The 17,301-nt window shown below is 34.2% G+C and carries 18 protein-coding genes; 7 read left to right on the forward strand and 11 right to left on the reverse strand.

The annotated features are described in order from the left end of the window. Positions 1 to 394: 394 nt before the first annotated feature. Together ACOVQ4_RS02000 and ACOVQ4_RS02005 are read right to left on the reverse strand one after the other, a co-directional pair. Entirely contained in the window at positions 395 to 784 is a 390-nt protein-coding gene (locus ACOVQ4_RS02000) for a DUF1398 domain-containing protein (protein WP_421818993.1), read from the reverse strand. Positions 785 to 955: 171 nt separating this feature from the next. After that, entirely contained in the window at positions 956 to 1,951 is a 996-nt protein-coding gene (locus ACOVQ4_RS02005; protein ID WP_421818994.1) for a nucleoside hydrolase, read from the reverse strand. A 560-nt stretch (positions 1,952 to 2,511) separates the two neighbouring features. Between ACOVQ4_RS02005 and ACOVQ4_RS02010 the strand changes: the two genes are divergently transcribed. Next, a complete protein-coding gene (locus tag ACOVQ4_RS02010; protein ID WP_421818995.1) occupies positions 2,512 to 4,716 on the forward strand; it encodes a heavy metal translocating P-type ATPase in 2,205 nt (734 codons plus the stop codon). Positions 4,717 to 4,764: 48 nt separating this feature from the next. Continuing rightward, a complete protein-coding gene (locus ACOVQ4_RS02015) occupies positions 4,765 to 4,977 on the forward strand; it encodes a heavy-metal-associated domain-containing protein (RefSeq protein WP_166576610.1) in 213 nt (70 codons plus the stop codon). A 172-nt stretch (positions 4,978 to 5,149) separates the two neighbouring features. Here ACOVQ4_RS02015 and bla read toward each other — a convergent pair whose 3' ends face one another. Further along, a complete protein-coding gene (gene bla / locus ACOVQ4_RS02020) occupies positions 5,150 to 5,911 on the reverse strand; it encodes a subclass B1 metallo-beta-lactamase (protein WP_421818996.1) in 762 nt (253 codons plus the stop codon). A gap of 211 nt (positions 5,912 to 6,122) precedes the next feature. Here bla and ACOVQ4_RS02025 point away from each other — a divergent pair, with 211 nt between their 5' ends. From ACOVQ4_RS02025 to ACOVQ4_RS02045, 5 genes are all read left to right on the forward strand, one after another. Beyond that, complete coding sequence (locus tag ACOVQ4_RS02025) at positions 6,123 to 6,836, forward strand: hypothetical protein (RefSeq protein ID WP_421818997.1); 714 nt, start codon at positions 6,123 to 6,125, stop codon at positions 6,834 to 6,836. A gap of 86 nt (positions 6,837 to 6,922) precedes the next feature. After that, positions 6,923 to 7,594: an imm11 family protein gene (locus tag ACOVQ4_RS02030; RefSeq protein WP_421818998.1), complete on the forward strand. Its 672-nt coding sequence runs from the start codon at positions 6,923 to 6,925 to the stop codon at positions 7,592 to 7,594. 129 nt (positions 7,595 to 7,723) lie between these two features. Next, positions 7,724 to 8,236 carry a hypothetical protein gene (locus ACOVQ4_RS02035; RefSeq protein WP_421818999.1) on the forward strand — a complete coding sequence of 171 codons (513 nt, stop codon included), beginning with the start codon at positions 7,724 to 7,726 and terminating at the stop codon, positions 8,234 to 8,236. 202 nt (positions 8,237 to 8,438) lie between these two features. Continuing rightward, positions 8,439 to 8,930 (forward strand): hypothetical protein, encoded by a 492-nt coding sequence (locus ACOVQ4_RS02040; protein WP_421819000.1) that lies wholly within the window; start codon positions 8,439 to 8,441, stop codon positions 8,928 to 8,930. 233 nt (positions 8,931 to 9,163) lie between these two features. Continuing rightward, positions 9,164 to 10,045, forward strand: coding sequence for a hypothetical protein (locus tag ACOVQ4_RS02045; protein ID WP_283383442.1), 882 nt, complete (start codon positions 9,164 to 9,166; stop codon positions 10,043 to 10,045). Positions 10,046 to 10,103: 58 nt separating this feature from the next. Here ACOVQ4_RS02045 and ACOVQ4_RS02050 read toward each other — a convergent pair whose 3' ends face one another. The 8 genes from ACOVQ4_RS02050 to ACOVQ4_RS02085 all read right to left on the reverse strand — a co-directional run bounded on the left by ACOVQ4_RS02050 (position 10,104) and on the right by ACOVQ4_RS02085 (position 17,013). Beyond that, entirely contained in the window at positions 10,104 to 10,544 is a 441-nt protein-coding gene (locus tag ACOVQ4_RS02050) for a VOC family protein (protein ID WP_283343398.1), read from the reverse strand. A 133-nt stretch (positions 10,545 to 10,677) separates the two neighbouring features. After that, positions 10,678 to 11,397, reverse strand: a complete 720-nt coding sequence (locus tag ACOVQ4_RS02055; protein ID WP_421819001.1) for a hypothetical protein — start codon at positions 11,395 to 11,397, stop codon at positions 10,678 to 10,680. A gap of 58 nt (positions 11,398 to 11,455) precedes the next feature. After that, the gene (locus ACOVQ4_RS02060) at positions 11,456 to 11,749 is read right to left on the reverse strand and encodes a DUF6958 family protein (protein WP_421819002.1); all 294 of its coding nucleotides are present in this window, start codon (positions 11,747 to 11,749) and stop codon (positions 11,456 to 11,458) included. 27 nt (positions 11,750 to 11,776) lie between these two features. Then, complete coding sequence (locus tag ACOVQ4_RS02065; protein WP_421819003.1) at positions 11,777 to 12,391, reverse strand: hypothetical protein; 615 nt, start codon at positions 12,389 to 12,391, stop codon at positions 11,777 to 11,779. A gap of 65 nt (positions 12,392 to 12,456) precedes the next feature. Next, on the reverse strand, positions 12,457 to 13,245 hold the full coding sequence (locus ACOVQ4_RS02070; protein ID WP_421819004.1) for a PhzF family phenazine biosynthesis protein: 789 nt from the start codon (positions 13,243 to 13,245) through the stop codon (positions 12,457 to 12,459). A 324-nt stretch (positions 13,246 to 13,569) separates the two neighbouring features. Continuing rightward, positions 13,570 to 15,036 (reverse strand): hypothetical protein, encoded by a 1,467-nt coding sequence (locus ACOVQ4_RS02075; RefSeq protein ID WP_421819005.1) that lies wholly within the window; start codon positions 15,034 to 15,036, stop codon positions 13,570 to 13,572. Positions 15,037 to 15,232: 196 nt separating this feature from the next. Continuing rightward, positions 15,233 to 16,438 carry a WG repeat-containing protein gene (locus ACOVQ4_RS02080; protein WP_421819006.1) on the reverse strand — a complete coding sequence of 402 codons (1,206 nt, stop codon included), beginning with the start codon at positions 16,436 to 16,438 and terminating at the stop codon, positions 15,233 to 15,235. A 284-nt stretch (positions 16,439 to 16,722) separates the two neighbouring features. Then, positions 16,723 to 17,013 (reverse strand): hypothetical protein, encoded by a 291-nt coding sequence (locus ACOVQ4_RS02085; protein ID WP_421819007.1) that lies wholly within the window; start codon positions 17,011 to 17,013, stop codon positions 16,723 to 16,725. Positions 17,014 to 17,301 lie beyond the last annotated feature (288 nt).

Genomic DNA, 17,301 nt, shown 5'->3' on the forward strand with positions numbered 1-17,301 from the left:
AGGTATTTTCACCGAATGGAAGAGGAGGGAGAAGTATCGAGATTAAAAATTAATTTGTTTAGATAGAGGGTGTTATTCGTTATCAGTGAATGGAATATTTTCAGTAAGGATTTTGATCGTGTGTACAAGCACTAAACATTATGTCGAGAGAGGTTTCATGCTGAAATTGTTTATCAAAAAAGGCGTTCGAAAAACCAATTTCGAACGCCTTTTTTGATAAACAGTACGGAAATTACCCAAATATAAAAATTCAGGAAGACGCTTGTTTGATAATACTTTTCCTGACTCTGGGAAGACGCAAAGTGTTTTGTCTTAATGAGTTAAATAGTAGTAATCTTAAAATGATATTCAAAACTCATCACTCACAATTCATCACTTAAATAGAGCTTTTCTATTAGCAAGGAATCGTTTCTACCAAAATCTGATTTCCTTTTTTGTCGTAATAAATGCAAGTCATATCTTCAAGCGAGACAATCCATTTTTCAATGCCAGATTTGGCACAATCTTTACAAAATTGGAAATAATCAGTTTTGCCAGCCTGATGCGCTTTGAGGTCATCTGCAAAAATACTCGGAGTACATTCATCCTCAATTAGTAGAGTATCGTAAACAGGCTCAGACGAGGTTTCGAAGTTGTTTTTACCCCAGTAATTTGTATGACTATCAAAAACCCAAGTTTCAAAGCCTACAACACCGAATGACTTGATTTCTTGAATGTACGATGGAAATTCTGCACCAGATTTTACCTTTGCATGTGCTTCTTTGATTTGTTTTACCGTAAACATAATGTTTTGTTTTAAGTTTGATAGCACAAAATTCAGCATTTGATTTTTCCAGAAATTGTAAAAAATCGTTGATTTTAGGTGATTGAAGACCTATTGCCAAATAGAACTGCATTAATTCCCTGCGACTATGAACTTTTAGCCTACTGCCTATGGCATAAAGCCTTTCGCTGATTATTTATTCATCTCTAATTTGGCTAGAAAGTCGCTAAACATCAAATAATTATCAATTTGGGTATAAACTCGAATATTTCGACCCTCGTAATTATACTGATACTGCCCGTCCGAATTGACTTTTGGAGCCTGTTTTACTACATAAAAACTTGATGACGGGTCAGCTTCAAAATAAGATTGTAGCGCAGTAAAAAGCACTAATGGGCTATCGCCCAAAATATATGTTTCGCCAATGCGCCCAACACGACTCATGAGCGTATGAAGTTCCTTGTATAAATATTCACCTAACTTACCTTGAGGTTTGACCTTAGTTACTAAATTTGAATAAGGAAAGAGCGCCTGACGATATACATTTCTTGGAATTTGCCACAGTTTTACGGCCGTTTTGTTAAAGACAGCCATGGCAGCTTTTGGGTCAATATTGAGATTATATTCTACTTTTGAATACCCTGGAGGTGGTAAAGCAATATCCGTATATTCTGGGCCACCAATCCAAATCAAGGTGATTTTATCCGCAATTTCGGGCTTTGTCAAAAGCGCCGAAGCTATTTCTGTAAGCCCAGCACCACAAAGTACATAAAGAGGTTGTTTGGTGTCGGTACGCAAAGCTTCGTTGATAATCAAATCCACACCAGCGCTTTTTACAGGCGTATTTTCGTCAGTCATGCCTGTGTTAGAGCCTGCCACTACAGCCACTTTTCCTTCCAAATTCATGATTTGTAGCAGTTCTTTAGCTTTTTTAGCTGCATTTTCGGCTTGTGTGGTAGAAGGATCAAAACCATCTTTGACACTTAAATGCGAACCAATGATGCCTCGAATATCAACCGATGGCGATAACAATAAGTGCGCCATTTGAAACAATCCATCGGGGTCACCACTAAAGTCGTTGTCAACGATGACACGCATACGAGGTTTGATTTCGGAGGATTGCGCCCAAACTACATTTTGGTAAAAAACAGCGCAGAGTAGCAAAATAATAAAAGGGAGTTTTTTCATCGATTAAAAAGGTTTTATTGCCAACTTAAATTTATAGAATTAAAGTAAATGATTCTAAGAATATACTTTGTAGACCAATTTATTATTACTTTTGAACAAAACGAAAGGAATATACTATGTTAGTAGATAGATTGTCACTGAAGGTGTAAGGTCATCTAGTAGTCGGCGATTTATTTTAAAGCAAAAAACAAAGGTTATACAACAATCTTCAAATTAACTTTAATAACCGGTAAAGTTTTAAATATACAATCCTTTAATTTCTGATATTTTTGAATAGATGCTCCCACTTTGAAATCGGAAATTTGCGCTAAGTATTGACGATGCTTTCGTGAAGGATTTAATCAATTTTCCAGGATTTAAGGTTACAGCTCATAAACGGCCCGAACATCTGCCTTATGAATACTAGCCTATACTTTATTTAATAGTGTCCAAACTTTTAATTAAAATAATGGTGCTCCTTTGAATTCTATCTAAAGAAAATTATATACATCTATTCGAAAATTCTGTAACAATTCTCCCCACCACATCTTCTAATTTTGTGTCAAAGAAATTTACATGACATGGAAAATTTAGAGGAACATACCACAATTCATATTCAAGTCCCTGTGACAGGCATGACCTGTGCAGCTTGCGCTTTGAGCGTAGAGAAAGTCTTAAAAAAGCAGGAGGGTGTTGAAAATTGTGCTGTCAATTTTGCGAACGAAACCGTTCAATTGACGATTGATAGCGATAAAACTTCTGTAGAAAAACTACAGTCCAAAGTTCAATCGGTCGGCTATGATTTGATTTTGCCTTCAGATGATACCCGAACTCAAGTTGAAGCATATAAAACTCAAAAACATGATTCTTTAAAACGCAGTGCTATTGGTTCGGCAATTTTGGGCATACCTGTTTCTATATTAGGTATGTTTTTTATGAACGAACCGTGGGTGCCTTGGGTTTCTTGGATTTTGTCTACACCAGTGGTTTTTTATTTCGGGAAAAACTTCTTTTTCAACGCATGGAAGCAAGCTCTTCATGGTAGTGCAAATATGGATACATTAGTAGCCGTCAGCACAGGTGTCGCCTACTTTTTTAGCGTTTTTACCACACTTTTTCCTGAGTTTTGGCACGATAGAGGCTTGCATGCTCATATCTATTTTGAGGCATCTGCCATCGTGATTGTTTTTGTATTGATAGGAAAACTATTAGAAGAAAATGCTAAATCCAATACCTCTTCTGCCATCAAAAAGCTAATTGGTTTTCAACCAAAAACTGTTTGGACCATAGTAAATGGCGAGGAGCAACAAGTACCTATTGAAGAAGTTCGTGTGGGAGATAGAGTTGTGGTTAAGCCTGGGGAACGCATTGCGGTGGATGGAAAAGTTTTGTTCGGACATAGCTTTGTTGACGAAAGTATGATTTCGGGCGAACCTATTCCTGTAGAAAAAGCCAAGGGTTCAAAAGTCTTTTCTGGTACCATCAATCAACAAGGAACGTTGAAGTTTTTAGCCGAAAAAGTAGGCTCAGAAACCTTATTATCCCAAATCATCAAGCGAGTACAGGAGGCGCAAGGCAGTAAAGCGCCTATTCAAAAACTGGTTGACAAAATTGCCAGTGTATTTGTGCCTGTCGTACTAGGAATTGCCGTCGTTACATTCTTCTCATGGATAGTTTTGGGTGGTACGAATGCTTTTTCTTATGCACTAATCACCTCTGTTTCAGTATTGGTAATTGCTTGTCCATGCGCATTGGGACTGGCAACCCCTACGGCAATTATGGTCGGAATAGGCAAAGCAGCTGAAGAAGGAATGCTCATTAAAGATGCTGAAAGTCTGGAATTAGCACATCGTTTGGATACCATTGTTTTAGATAAAACAGGTACTTTAACAGAAGGAAAACCAAGTATCAAAGATAGCTTTGGATTGGAGAATAGCTATATTCTGGATGTTTTTTTGAGTGTAGAACAAGCCTCCTCACATCCTTTAGCAGATGCTATTATTCCTTTTTTGAAAGAAAAAAATGGCAAAAATCAAACTTTGACCCATTTTGAAAATGTTGTAGGGAAAGGAGTAAAAGCTGTTTTGGAAGAAACAACCTATCTTTTAGGAAGTGTAAAATGGATGCGTGAATTAGGGATTTATCAAGAAAGTCAACTATATCATCATTGGCAAAATGTGGGATATACCACTGTATTTTTAGGGAATGAAAAGGAGATTTTAGCAGGAATTGCCTTAGAGTATACGATAAAAGCGGATGCTAAAAAAGCGATTGAGACACTCCAAGAGGCAGGAATAGAGATAGTTATGCTAACAGGAGATAATCTTAAAACTGCTCAAAAGGTGGCGCATGAACTTGGAATAACACAATTTAAAGCAGAAGTGTTGCCGAGTGATAAATCTAAGATTGTCAGAGAGTTTCAACAAAAAGGTAATGTTGTCGGAATGGTGGGTGATGGAATTAATGACTCAGAAGCTTTGGCACAGGCAGATGTCAGTATAGCAATGAGTAAAGGTTCGGATGTAGCGATGGACGTAGCCAAAATTACCTTGATTTCAGATCAATTAACCAAAATTTCAGAAGTAATAAACTTATCCAAAAGAACGCAGTCCATTATTCAACAAAATTTGTTTTGGGCTTTTATTTATAACATCATCGGAATTCCGATTGCTACTGGCGTGTTGTTTCCGATTAATGGTTTCTTGATGAACCCGATGTTGGCAGGTGCTGCCATGGCATTTAGTTCTGTATCAGTAGTTACCAATTCTTTAAGATTGAAAAAGTAACATAAGGAGAATGATTCTCGGAAAGATTAAATAATACAAACAACAATCATGGAAAAATTACAATTTAAAACGAACATCAATTGTGGTAACTGTGTAAGCAAAGTAAGCCCATTTTTAAATCAGGTGGAAGAAATCGAAAACTGGAAGGTTGACACCTCGATACCTGAAAAAATATTGACTGTCGAAGGGGAAGACCTTTCAAGTGATAAAATCAAAGAAGTGGTAGAATCTGCGGGTTTTGAGATAACCAATATTGCTTGACACTAAAAATTAGGATAAAATCCTAAGAATTTGTGAGTGCTGGATAGGAATCCAGCACTAGCGAAGGCTTTTTTGATAAACTTATCCCAAAAATCGAGATGTCGCCATCATTTGCGCAATAGACAATTATTCCTCTTAGGGTGCGACTTAAGTCGCATCCTAAGAGGAATAGTTATTCTTTTGGCTTAAATAATCTTGCTGTATAATCCAACAACTTTTGATCGCCTGCATCTCCATGCCCAGGCACCACAATTTTAACTTTTGGATAACGTGCTTTTACATCTAAAACTGTTGAAGACCATGCCTTCAAATTTGCATCCCCGAGGTATCCTCTTGTGGCTCCCAATTCCTTGATTAAGCATCCGCCAAACATAATCTCATCTTTTGGGAAATATCCGACTACATTATCAACCGTGTGTCCTTCTCCGACAAACTTTACTGAAACTTTTTCATCACCTAACGCCAATGAAAGAGAGTCTTTGAAGCCATTTTGAGGTAAAATTGAATCGTTTTCCTTTGCCAGTGTAATGGTTTTTTCATTGGCATAAGACGGTATTTGATATTTCTCAAATATTCCCAAACCTCCCAAACAATCATCATGAAAATGTGTAGGAATAATCGCTTTAATCTTACATTTTTGGTTTTCAGTCAACCATAGAATGAGTTCTTCAGAACCTTTATCATCAGTTGGAGTATCGAAAATGATTGCCTCTTTGTCGTCGACTACCACAAGACCATTACAAGGCACATTACCAAAATCATTCGTTTTGAGATAGGAGATATGCTGATATGAATTTGGTGCCAGTTGAAGAATGATTAGTTTATCAGATTTATAGACCTGACGCGTATCAAAATCTTTCTTTTTTAAAGAGGTACATTGAAATGTAAAAGCACATAAAAGAATAAAGCTTGCGGTTCTAAGAATGGAGTTCATGTTGTTGCATATAATTTTTACAAAGCAACGAAATTTTTGTGTTTATTAGTATTACAAAATCATATTTGCCATTGTTAGTCAAACAACCAAAAACACGTGCGAAAGCAAGTTTCAAATTCGATAATAAAAAATCTCATTTTCATGCTTGACGACTTACAATATCAAAAAAGTACCAAAGAAATTATTTTACTAAAATTAAATCCATTCTAAAATGAACCATCGTCCATTAGAAGAGCTTTTTGAAAATTATATTGAAGATGAAAAGAATTTATCAAAAAAAATAAATACTGAGGAACATCAACAAACGATATGTGCTTTACAAATAACTAATAGAGATTTAGCCCTGTTTGCTATGTATGTATCCAAAGATTTGTTAGCTGCCAGAAATTATTTTTATAAAGCAGCTTTGTGTGGAGAATATATGGTTAGGAACTATGATGAATTGATGGATACTTCTATATATAAAATATGCTGTGCGGTATTGAGTGATAATACAGAAATCATGAAAAGGTATGGCACTTTAAGAAATAAAGTAGTTATCAAAAATTTTATAGGGTATATTTTCAATACTATCATAAAGGCTGTGATAATGAATGATGAAGTAGAGTTAACTACACAGATAGATAAATTGAAAATAGCTACTACAAAAAAAGGATCAAAAGGATTTGCTGGTATGATAAATGTCTTTGAAGGAATAAGAGATGTGAACAAAGAACAAGTAGAAATAGGGTTAAAAGAACTAATAAAAACCCACGGGAGAAGAGGAGAATTTGGCATAGCAAAAAGCTATTTTTCATTTGAAACAGCGACCTTCGCCAAGTTGGCATGGCTACGCGGAATAAAAGTCGAAGTTCATAGTCCATTAGTTCCTATGGAAATTGTAGAAGTTAATGAATTAGTTACTTATGAAGGGTATCTACTTTAGTTTTTGCCATTTTTTGTCAAAAGGCCACAACTTGCTAAATTTAAACAAGTAGTAAACCCTTAATAAATGCATAATTATTCAAAGCTATGAAATATTACATTTTTGCACCATCAATGAATAAAAAAGAGGTTGGTCATTATCACCAAACTGAAGATGTAGTGTTCCCTATCAAGCTACATGAGCCCCCATATAGTGGTAGATTTACAAAAGGAGAATTCCTTGATTTTAATCCAGAGGTAGAAATAATCCTTCACAAGAAAGCTTTTTTAACAGATTTTATAGATGGAAGTCCACAAGGATTCGGGATTTTTTTAAATGACAAAGCGAAGGAGCTATTAAAAGGTTTTCATTTACCCCCTCATAAATATCATCCAATTAAAGTTATGCATAAGGGAGATCAAATAGCAGGATATTACTGGCTTCATTTTTTTGTTGATTTGTATCAATTTATAGACCGAGAGATGAGTTTCTATGAACTAATTGATCAGAGTAAAAAGGAGGTATCCCTAAATGGAAAGATTGAATCAGAAGGTCAAATGTACCAGATTTTTAAAAAATATGGGGGTGATTTTCGAATAAATATCGAATACCACTTCATGAGTCAAATGCCTAAATATGATTTGTTTGCCAATAATATTCAAGTGGGTTATAAATATATGTCCGAAAAATTGGTTGATATGATCAAAGAGAAGCAAATTACTGGTTATGATTTTGTAGAGGCTAAAAATCTGTTTTTTGAGATAGAAGAAAATGGGTAAGTAGTTCATAGTTTTGCCATTGTTGTTTTTTATCAACAATGAAAGAAAAGACCAGCAAATACTGAAAATCTTTAATATTAGGCACTCACTTAGGCAGTTTTAAGAATTGTATCCCTTTCCTTAAAAACTATGATTTTATTTAACACACTCAAACACCATTTACCCAGCATTATAGATTTTATTGCAAATCATACCGTAGATTCGGAGGTGAATTTGTCGAAATTGGGCGATTCGTTGATGGATTTATACACAGGTCGTTTATCCTTAGACGCAATTTTTGAAGAGACATTATATTTTTTAAAAGAGCAGGGGATTACTTCTGAGGAGGATTATCGAGTCTTTTTGGAGAAACATCAGGGTTATGCAACCTTTCAGTTATCGGATATTTCCAAGTGGGTATTTTTATGGGGTAATGAGCCTGAGCGATATGTGCATATTCACCCTGCTAGATATTCTCCCTTCACTATACGTATCAAGTCAGCTACGCTTAAAACTGCGGTGATGCTTAAAATTCGTAATGTACAGCAGTTTGATACCGATTCAATAAATACTGCAAGAAAAAGTATTGGGTTGTCACCAATCAAAAGTATGGAGAAGGCTACCAACATTATTGAAGCCATGACTTTGTTGGAATCTACATAGGCGTAGCTAAATTTGCTTTAGTTACATTCTCTAATATTGTTTGCTAAGAGACCAGCAATGGCTTAAATATACTCTTTATATTGATAAATCATTAGCAGTTGCTACTCCAGAATTAGTAAGAATGCTAGAAAGAATCACAAAACAAGGTGTTACAATAGTTGCATATTCATTGGAAGAATTAAGGAGTATATTAAAATGAAAAATGGGAAGACTTGCACATTTACTTAAAAACTGGGAAAATCATTCTCCAGAGAAAGTATTGATAGATACTGTGAAAATTTGTTTTCGTAACGGTATCAAATTTGAGTACCAAAATTGGATTAGTTATTTTTCAAATGGGTCACTTAAAAACACCGAGATTAGATTAGAGGAAGATTCTAAAAATGATGAGAAGCAAGGTTTTTTGTTATCAATTCAAGGCGTAGACATCGAACTCATTGAGCTCGGGCAAGATAAAGCATTTGATTATCTAATTCCAAATAAAAACTTATGTAGTTTAGCATATATTGAACCAGTCTGGCAAGAAAATTTAGAATTGATTTTTTTATTTATTTACGAGTATCTTAACATTAATCGAGACGATTATTTTTGGTTTGAAGGTGAAGATATACTTTCATGGGAATCCATACAGAATTTTAAAAAGGATGGTTTTGAGAGTTTTTTAAAGGTTGTTGGAATCCCCGAGGGGCCGTAGCGTTCTGCAAGACACTTCGGAAACTAGATGAAAGTAGCGTGTTCATATCAATATATCCCAAAGCTACTAGGATGCTGCCGAGTAAGGCTTCTCCGTAAGAGGCAATAATCATGATACGACTTATCAAATGCTGTTGATTATTACAAAAAAGTTGATTTTTTAATTGACGAGTTGCTGTCGCTCGTATTGTTGGTCAAAAGACCAACAAGGGCTGAAATAGAAATTATAAAATTATGAGCATCTTTAATTGGTTTAAACAGAAAGAGTTTATTTATAAAGAACATTTATCTTCGACTTTCCCAACGATAGAATTTGAAATGTGTTTTAAGCTAAATTCATTGAAGGTTTCTGATATACTTTCTTTGGTGGAATCTCCCAATATAGGATATACACTCACTCGATGGATAGGAGGTTTTGGAGATATGTCTTTACAAGAGGGGATCAAAAAGGCAATGAGAATAAACAAACACCTTTTTTTTGAAAAATGCCATCTTTTTTATGATGATGAAATGCAAAACAGATTGACTATTTGTCCAAGTGGACCCAAAGAATTACCTGGTTGTGATAGAATAATATGGAAAGGGGAAAAAGGAAAACTTGATTTGACCTTATTTGAGCCATTTTTTAAATTAAATGGTTTTGTTTGTGCCTACTCATTTTGGCAGTTTGATGAATTTATTCAAAATGAAGTTTATTTAAGAAACTACGAACTAAAAGGAATTCCTGTAAATAAGAAAAAGATATATACAAAAGATGGAGATAAATGTATCACAATTGAAGGGAATCCAGGTAGGTTAAGACAAGTTCGGAATATGGTATTAAGATCATGCTGGAGAATGTGGTTTTCAAACAATTATTTTGAATTAATTGACAAAGAAAAAGTAGAAAAATTCAATTATTGTAATAAAAATATTCTTACAAAGAATAATGTTCGATTTATTGAACTGTACCCGAATCCATTTGAATCTGATAATCCTGAAAATAGAATTATTCAGAAGGAATTCAACAATTTAGTAGGTATTGAAGAACTACATAAGGCATGTTGGGATAATTATAATCCAATTGGTAGTCTCTATGATGATTCTCAAGATGATGATGGAAAATGTTGGGATTAATAGTATCTATCTATTAGCCATAGTTGGTTTTTTGACCAACTATGGCGGAAGGTTTTATTTACACCTGACCATTATACTTTGGGTCGAAATCTACCATCCATTCTATCCCATATTTATCTCGAAACATACCGAAATACGAACCCCATGGACTATCTGCTATTGGCATTTCGACATTTCCTCCTGCTGAAAGTCCATTGAACAAATGATCTGCCTCTTCTTTACTTTCAGCACTTATTGAGATTTTACTTCGATTCTCTTGCTCATTGACTTTTCCTAGTACGTTTGGCACATCGCTCCCCATCAATACATTGGTCTTACCGATTGGTAAAGCTATATGCATTACTTTATTGGCTTCTTCCTCTGGAAATGGTTGTTCGGGATTTGCAAAATCTTTGAATCGTGCAATCATGGCAAATTCGCCGCCGAATACAGATTTATAAAAATTGAATGCCTCCTCAGCATTGCCGTTGTAATGAAGATATGGATTAATGAGTGCCATAGTATTAGAGTTTAGTTGTTTAATGGTAATCATCTGTTTACCACATACCTAATTTACAAAAGAAATTTCAGATTGTGGGTTTAATTTTCGGGAGAAAAGCTGATGTTATTTGAGCGTGTAAGAAGATATTCATTTATTGTCTCACATCAAACATAAACTTTCTTTGGACTTTTAACTGATTGCTGGAGATATGGAAGGATTGCACCCTGTTTTTATCGTCTGTAAGTTGAATTTTAACATCAAAAATAGAGGCAAGGTTTATTTTAAAACTGCCTTTCGCATCAGTGCGCACTGTTTGGATTGTTTGAGTTTGCTGTAAGCCAAATAGTGGCTGTCTAAGATAACTGATTTCAACGATGTTGTGGATGGTATCTAGTTTACCAAAATTTCTAATCATAATTTCGGTCGTCCCAGTATTTCTTTTCTCAGGAAGACTTGGTAATCTGTCTCCTACGAAATAGGGAATTAGAAATAACCCCAATACGGCAATAAGGCTAAAGGGTGTTTTATGATAGACTAATTTTGATTTAAGAAGTAGAAACCATAGTACGGATGAAGCTACCAAGAATAGGAGAAAACCATAAAAAGGATGAATGAATACACCTAAATGCCAAGATAAATAGGCTAAATTCAAACTCAGACAGGATAGCAATACTCCAATAAAAGCAGCTTCTGAAAATTGAATTTTACCTAAAATCTTTGTTAAAATTGTAATCAGGAGGCTATTGCCCAATAAGAAAATATAGGCACCATCAGAAATGAGAAGTAAAGAGATATGTATAAGTGGAAGAATAACTAGGCAATTGCAGATGAATAATAAAATTGAAAACTTAAATAAGTGCTTGGTATCCATGGTTGCTTATAAAGTTAAAATGCCTTACTTGAAAAAATAGGTGGTAAAAAATCAACTATTACTCAATAGAGCCATTTTTCAATCTGTACTTGACTGGCTTGGTCTTCGTTCTTTCGATAATTCCTCTTGCTTCTAAATCAAGTTTTACAACCTCTCCATACCATTGTACACCACCTTCGAAAGTATCTTTTACTTCCTGATACAATTTTTCCATTAAATCGGTATGTGTTAATTCTGAAACTCGTAAAATAGAAAGTAACGTAGTTTTGATGGTTTGATATTTTAGCAACAAAATCTTTTTATTTGATTTTGTTGGGTCTGGATGCATTGTTTGAATCTTCTCGGTTTCCATAATTTTGCTATTTTAGTTAGTCTGGGTTTATTTTAGAGTAAAATCTTCTTTTTGTACAAAATGCTCAATACTGATTACCAGCAATATATTTCCAATAATGGTGACCTTTTGCATGATGGCTAGTAAAGCCCAATCGCCTGTGCCGTACAAAAATAAGCTATAATAGAAAACAAGCATTGATAACACACAGCCTATTTTTAATAAGTGGATAGAAGTTTTGAATGAAAATATCGTAATATAAAATAAGCCCAACAATGTTAGCGTGCTTGTTATTGCTACCATGCTATCGTGTAAAGGTGTCGCTATCAAAAAATTGAATAGAATTTCGCTAAATCCAACGATTTTCAAAACCAAAGTGGCATGTTTATCGCTGATTTTCTTGGACATATTGATAAAAAATAGGCCATTTCCCAACGAATAAAATATCATTCCGAAAATGGCCCATATCCTTCCTAAGTTCGGAAATCCATTCAGAGAGTTTTCTTGAAATAGATTACTAAAAAAATTTCTTGACCAATCGAAGCCTATCGTGTTTTTGTCTTGAATCGTTCCGCCAGCATATTGAAGTGTAGCGATTAGTATGAGAATTGAGGCTATTGCTAAAGACAATAAAACTGCATATTTTTTTAAGAAGTATCTCATTTTAATTCATGAAGAGTTTGGTTGACAGAGGTTTAAATATAAAAAAAACAATAGGATAATTGATTCTATACTGTCCAAAAAGATCCAATCGAATAGGTTTTGGCTTTGCCGCTGATGATAACTCTTTCTCCAAGATTTTCGCAAAAAAGTTTTCCAACCCTTTCCGAAATCTGTGATGCCTTAAGTATGTTTTTACCTAGTCTTTCTGCCCAAAATGGAATCAAAGAACAATGGGCAGAGCCAGTTACTGGGTCTTCGAGAATAGAGGCTTGTGGGGTAAAAAATCTGGATACAAAATCATCATTTGTTCCCACCGCCGTGACAATTACTCCTCCTGGGTCGAGGTTAATCAAGTCAAATTGTTGCCTGTTAATCTTGATGTTCTTAACGTCCTCCTCGCTCTCATAGACAAGTAAATAGTCCCTTGATTTATAAACCTCCTTTGGTTGAATATTTAAAGATTGGGCAATTATTTCAGGTAATTCAGCTTTAATTGGCATTCTCGAGGGAAAATCCATTCGATATAAATCACCATCAACCTCTATTTTTAATTCTCCACTTAAGGTTTCAAACAAAATAGTGTTGGAAGGATAGTTCAGTATGGTTTTGAGACAATGCGCTGTAGCCAAAGTTGCATGACCGCATAAATCCATTTCGATTTCTGGGGTAAACCACCTTAAATGAATTGCATCCTTTTTAGGAACAAAAAAAGCAGTTTCTGCAACCGCATTTTCTTGAGCGATTTTCTTGAGTATGGCGTCAGGTAACCATGTTTCTAATGGTACAACGCAGGCAGGATTACCTCCAAAAACTTGGTCAGTAAAAGCATCTATCTGATATAAGTTTAGTTTCATGATTGAGTCAACTAAATCCTTTTAATTTTGCCATTATTGGTCTTTAGACCAGCAATTTGGTTGAATTTCTTAAACTTTAAAACGTTTGTGATGAATAATAGTTTGCCTTCCATCTGGATGAATAAGCGTGAGTAACAGATTTTCCCCAAGGGTAGTACCAAAATGATTGACGGTTATAGCTTTTTGGGGTTGCTCATTCTACAGGCATTTTGAGGTTCTGCGGTATACAGAACCCGATTACAATAATGGTTGCGATATATAAAAATGATTTAGAGAGTTTTATTTTTTGCATTGGAGAAAAGGTGGAATATCAAATCTTTGTAACTAGATGTTCTTCTTGTGAGGTGTTATACCTGCTTTTTTGAAACGCTTTAACTCATTTTCTAACTCTTCGACTATGGAACCATACATTTTGGTAGATTTTTTTGCTTCTTTTACAGCCATTTCTTGATAAAGAATAGCCTCTTTTGTCTTGCCCAATGCAAATAACAAGTGAGCATAGGTGTCCAATTGTTCTGGTGCTTTCCAAAGATTTATAGAAAACCTTGAAAATTTTAAAGCAGTTGTTAAACTCGAAGCTTTTTGAGTTGATTGATAAATTTTCCAAGCAATTTTATTTAAATCTTTTGAGTACGCTTCGTTATAGTCTCTACCAAGTTGCTTTATCATTTTCAACTTATTTTTTCCATTTTCCTTCATCGCAGCTTTTCTTTCATCATCATTAGAGTACATTCTAAGATTTGAAACAAAATCAGACTGAAGCAAATGTAAATCCAAATACTCTTTCTGCTTAGACCAGTATCTCCTGAGAATATTATTACCATATCTTGTACCATAATCAATAATATTCAATGTGTCATTTATCCAATTATAATATTCAAATGCAGACTTTAGTTGCTCCTGTATAAATTCATTTTGTAAATAGCTATTTGTGCTTAGTGTTTCTGCCAATGAAATAGCACAAGAACGTGAAAAAGCATTTTGATTCATCATTAGCGCATTTTCAAATTCAATTTTATCTGGGTTTTCTTTCGCATTTTCTAGTACTCTTTGTGCAATCACTCTGTTGAGCATTTTTCTTTGATCTTGAAAAGAACTAACCTTTGGTTCATACAAGAAACTTTGTACTATACGATCTTTGGTAGTAATATATTCTACCTCTATAAATTGATATAAATCGTTCGTAAGGTTTTCCTCCATTGAGGCATATTTATTGAGCAATTTAAGTGAGCTTAATTTTAGAAGGAACCGTTTTTTTATAATCTGGAGTAATTCTTCCTTAGAAACTGTATTAGTATACAACTTTTGTTCAAAGGAAATCCGATTCTGGTTATTTGCATTTATGCTATCTTTAATCTCTTGGATAATATTTTTTGAAATCTCTTGACCTTGTAAATAAGTCTTTAAGTAAGCTAAACAGGTACTGTCGGGTGAAAACACGTAAAAATCAGGCGTAAAATCCATAATTAACTCGCGTCGGAATTCTTTGTCATCCTTTTTATCGCTATTAATTTCCAAAGGAAAAAGAACAAAATCTTTAGTGAAAATATTCTTTTCACCAGATACACGTAATAGAGAATCTAACAGATAATCATCTGTATTTTGTTTATTAGTCTTACTTAAATAAATTGAAGTTGAATCATAACGATAGATCAATAAATTCTTATTTGATTTTTTGGCCTTTATGAAGGCGTCATTAAGGTTTTTTTCGAAAGATGGTGTTTGTGCTAATGCTGTAATCGAAGCAATTAGGGTTGTAACAAATGTTATGATTTTGAAATAGGTTGACATTTTTCTGATTTATCTTTTGTACAATTATTCTTGATTTTGAAGGTAATGGTCTGGTTTTGTAAAAGTCTATGGTATTACAAAATAAATATTTCACTTTTCAAATGTTTAGTTATTCCTACATTATGAATAACTGACTCTTATGAACGTAACCTACAGAAAACTAATTTGTAGCATCACCATATAATTTCGGAATTGTTTAATTTTTTACTTCCACATCAACGAGTTTATACCCATTTGAGGTTCTAAGAAATTCAAATCTTTCCTGATAATCTAGTTCATAGTTGATATAAAATTCAGATGTTTTCCAATTTGGATCTAACTTAGGAACACTCCTTATATCAAGTGCTTCTTTTCTTTTTATATAGTAGTCGATGGTAATTAAAAAAGTAGGAAACTTCTCTTTTTGGTGGCGGCCGCATGCATCAAAATATTTTTTATAAATAGGTTTTTCCGAGTTCATGAACATTAAATCCCCATTCATTATATGGATTTCTTTTACAGCATTGGCTTGAAATCGTTCGGGTGTAACTATTTTGCGGACAAAAGTATTGAAATTTTTTTGATGGGGATTACTCGTCCCTAATTTCACCGATTCAATTTGTAAATCTGAAAAGAACAGCCGTTTCAAACTCTCTTTATTCGTGGATTTTAGGGCGGGCAAAAACTCCGTATCAAACCAATGTCTGAACTCTTTTTGATAATCTATAAATGAATAGGTATTCCCATTTTTCCCCTTAATAGTAAACCAAATACTCGTGTCTAAGTCGGCTTGATTTGTTTTTAATGAATACCAATTAATATTATCTGGAAGGTTATGAAGACTATCAGCCAAAATCTCATTTTTATCGTTAATTAAAACTTTGATTCCTCCTTTCCAAGCTAGATGTTCACAGTTTAGTGTATCCTCCTTTTCATCCCAGCACGTACGTTTTGCATTTATAAGTGCTCCGGACACACCATTATTAAACGGCGTTGCATAATTATAAATGGCAGGGATGACAGCTTTCCCATTTTTATCTAAAAAGCCAATTCTGTCATTTTTCTTGTTCTGGAATCGGATTTTGCCTTCACTTTCACAATCAACAGCATAGTCTAAAATATATAAGCTGTCTAAACCAACTTTTTTCCCATTTTTAAGGAGATAATAAGTCTTGTAATCATGTAAGGTTTCTTCTTTTACCGAGATGATATTGTAAAATGAGTCAGCTTGGGTAAAATATTTTTCGAACTTGGCGGGAATTTTAATTTTACCTTTTAAATCTTTGTAGCCGTATAAATTCTTGGCTTTATCATGGTAGCGTATCCAAACGTCGTTTTTTTGTCCTAATGCTAAACCATGGTATAGCATAACAATACTGAAGACTATGATAAATTTTACTACTTTGACACCTAGATTTCGCATAATTATGTTGGATTTGAAGCATCGAGATTAATCGGGACGGAAAGATAGAACTATTTATGAATACTTAAGTAGATGAAAAAGCATATTTTTATCTTATAAGTTAGTGGGCAAAATAAATTTTAATCTTATAGCTTTTGGCTTTCGGCTCTGGGCATTCGGCAAAATATATCTATCGTTACTGAAAACATTTTAACACTCTTTGTCTTTTGCCTGTTGCCTAAACAAATAACTTAAATCTTATTCAGCACGATTACATAATCACAATTGAAAACATATTTGAGGTTCTACTGCTTTTCCTGCAAGATATCCTCCAAAGTGATTTTTCCGTCTTTAAACAGTCTTGATTTGTAATCAATGCCTAGTTTGTCGAGGAGGCGAGCCATATTGAAACCCGTTCCATAGAAGTATGTAGTTTTGTTACTCAGATACAACCATTGATTCTTTTGAAGATTATAGTTCTTGAATTTTGCAAATGATTTGAAAGAGCTGTTAGATTTTAATAAGCTTTCATCTGGTTTTCTTTGGGTAAAATGATTGCATAATGAGAACTCAACATATCTTGCGGTACCTTCCATGGTTTCATAACACTTTTCAAATTTGTCGATATCAAACTTGAATACCTTTTGGAATTTTTGCCTTCTTTGCTTTCTTTTAACCCAAAAATCACGAAGGATTTTTTATCCGTGGCGAGTGTCTCACTCGACAACTCGCGGCAGCACAGCGTACTACTTTTACAATCTTTACTCAAAAACTTTTGGGGTAAGTCTTTGCTAGCGCCAGTTAGTCAGTGAGACACTGACCACGGAGGTAGGAAAAAGTTTGATTTTTTGAAGTGCTACTCAAATTACATTTAATCAACTGCA

Source organism: Flectobacillus sp. (genome assembly GCF_049240685.1).
In the GTDB taxonomy this organism is placed as follows: domain Bacteria; phylum Bacteroidota; class Bacteroidia; order Cytophagales; family Spirosomataceae; genus Flectobacillus.

Bases quoted from the DNA above. Each gene is read 5' to 3' on its own strand.
- ACOVQ4_RS02000 (WP_421818993.1), bottom strand. From the start codon at position 784: ATGTTTACGGTAAAACAAATCAAAGAAGCACATGCAAAGGTAAAATCT.
- ACOVQ4_RS02005 (WP_421818994.1), bottom strand. From the start codon at position 1,951: ATGAAAAAACTCCCTTTTATTATTTTGCTACTCTGCGCTGTTTTTTAC.
- ACOVQ4_RS02010 (WP_421818995.1), top strand. From the start codon at position 2,512: ATGGAAAATTTAGAGGAACATACCACAATTCATATTCAAGTCCCTGTG.
- ACOVQ4_RS02015 (WP_166576610.1), top strand. From the start codon at position 4,765: ATGGAAAAATTACAATTTAAAACGAACATCAATTGTGGTAACTGTGTA.
- bla (WP_421818996.1), bottom strand. From the start codon at position 5,911: ATGAACTCCATTCTTAGAACCGCAAGCTTTATTCTTTTATGTGCTTTT.
- ACOVQ4_RS02025 (WP_421818997.1), top strand. From the start codon at position 6,123: ATGAACCATCGTCCATTAGAAGAGCTTTTTGAAAATTATATTGAAGAT.
- ACOVQ4_RS02030 (WP_421818998.1), top strand. From the start codon at position 6,923: ATGAAATATTACATTTTTGCACCATCAATGAATAAAAAAGAGGTTGGT.
- ACOVQ4_RS02035 (WP_421818999.1), top strand. From the start codon at position 7,724: ATGATTTTATTTAACACACTCAAACACCATTTACCCAGCATTATAGAT.
- ACOVQ4_RS02040 (WP_421819000.1), top strand. From the start codon at position 8,439: ATGGGAAGACTTGCACATTTACTTAAAAACTGGGAAAATCATTCTCCA.
- ACOVQ4_RS02045 (WP_283383442.1), top strand. From the start codon at position 9,164: ATGAGCATCTTTAATTGGTTTAAACAGAAAGAGTTTATTTATAAAGAA.
- ACOVQ4_RS02050 (WP_283343398.1), bottom strand. From the start codon at position 10,544: ATGGCACTCATTAATCCATATCTTCATTACAACGGCAATGCTGAGGAG.
- ACOVQ4_RS02055 (WP_421819001.1), bottom strand. From the start codon at position 11,397: ATGGATACCAAGCACTTATTTAAGTTTTCAATTTTATTATTCATCTGC.
- ACOVQ4_RS02060 (WP_421819002.1), bottom strand. From the start codon at position 11,749: ATGGAAACCGAGAAGATTCAAACAATGCATCCAGACCCAACAAAATCA.
- ACOVQ4_RS02065 (WP_421819003.1), bottom strand. From the start codon at position 12,391: ATGAGATACTTCTTAAAAAAATATGCAGTTTTATTGTCTTTAGCAATA.
- ACOVQ4_RS02070 (WP_421819004.1), bottom strand. From the start codon at position 13,245: ATGAAACTAAACTTATATCAGATAGATGCTTTTACTGACCAAGTTTTT.
- ACOVQ4_RS02075 (WP_421819005.1), bottom strand. From the start codon at position 15,036: ATGTCAACCTATTTCAAAATCATAACATTTGTTACAACCCTAATTGCT.
- ACOVQ4_RS02080 (WP_421819006.1), bottom strand. From the start codon at position 16,438: ATGCGAAATCTAGGTGTCAAAGTAGTAAAATTTATCATAGTCTTCAGT.
- ACOVQ4_RS02085 (WP_421819007.1), bottom strand. From the start codon at position 17,013: ATGGAAGGTACCGCAAGATATGTTGAGTTCTCATTATGCAATCATTTT.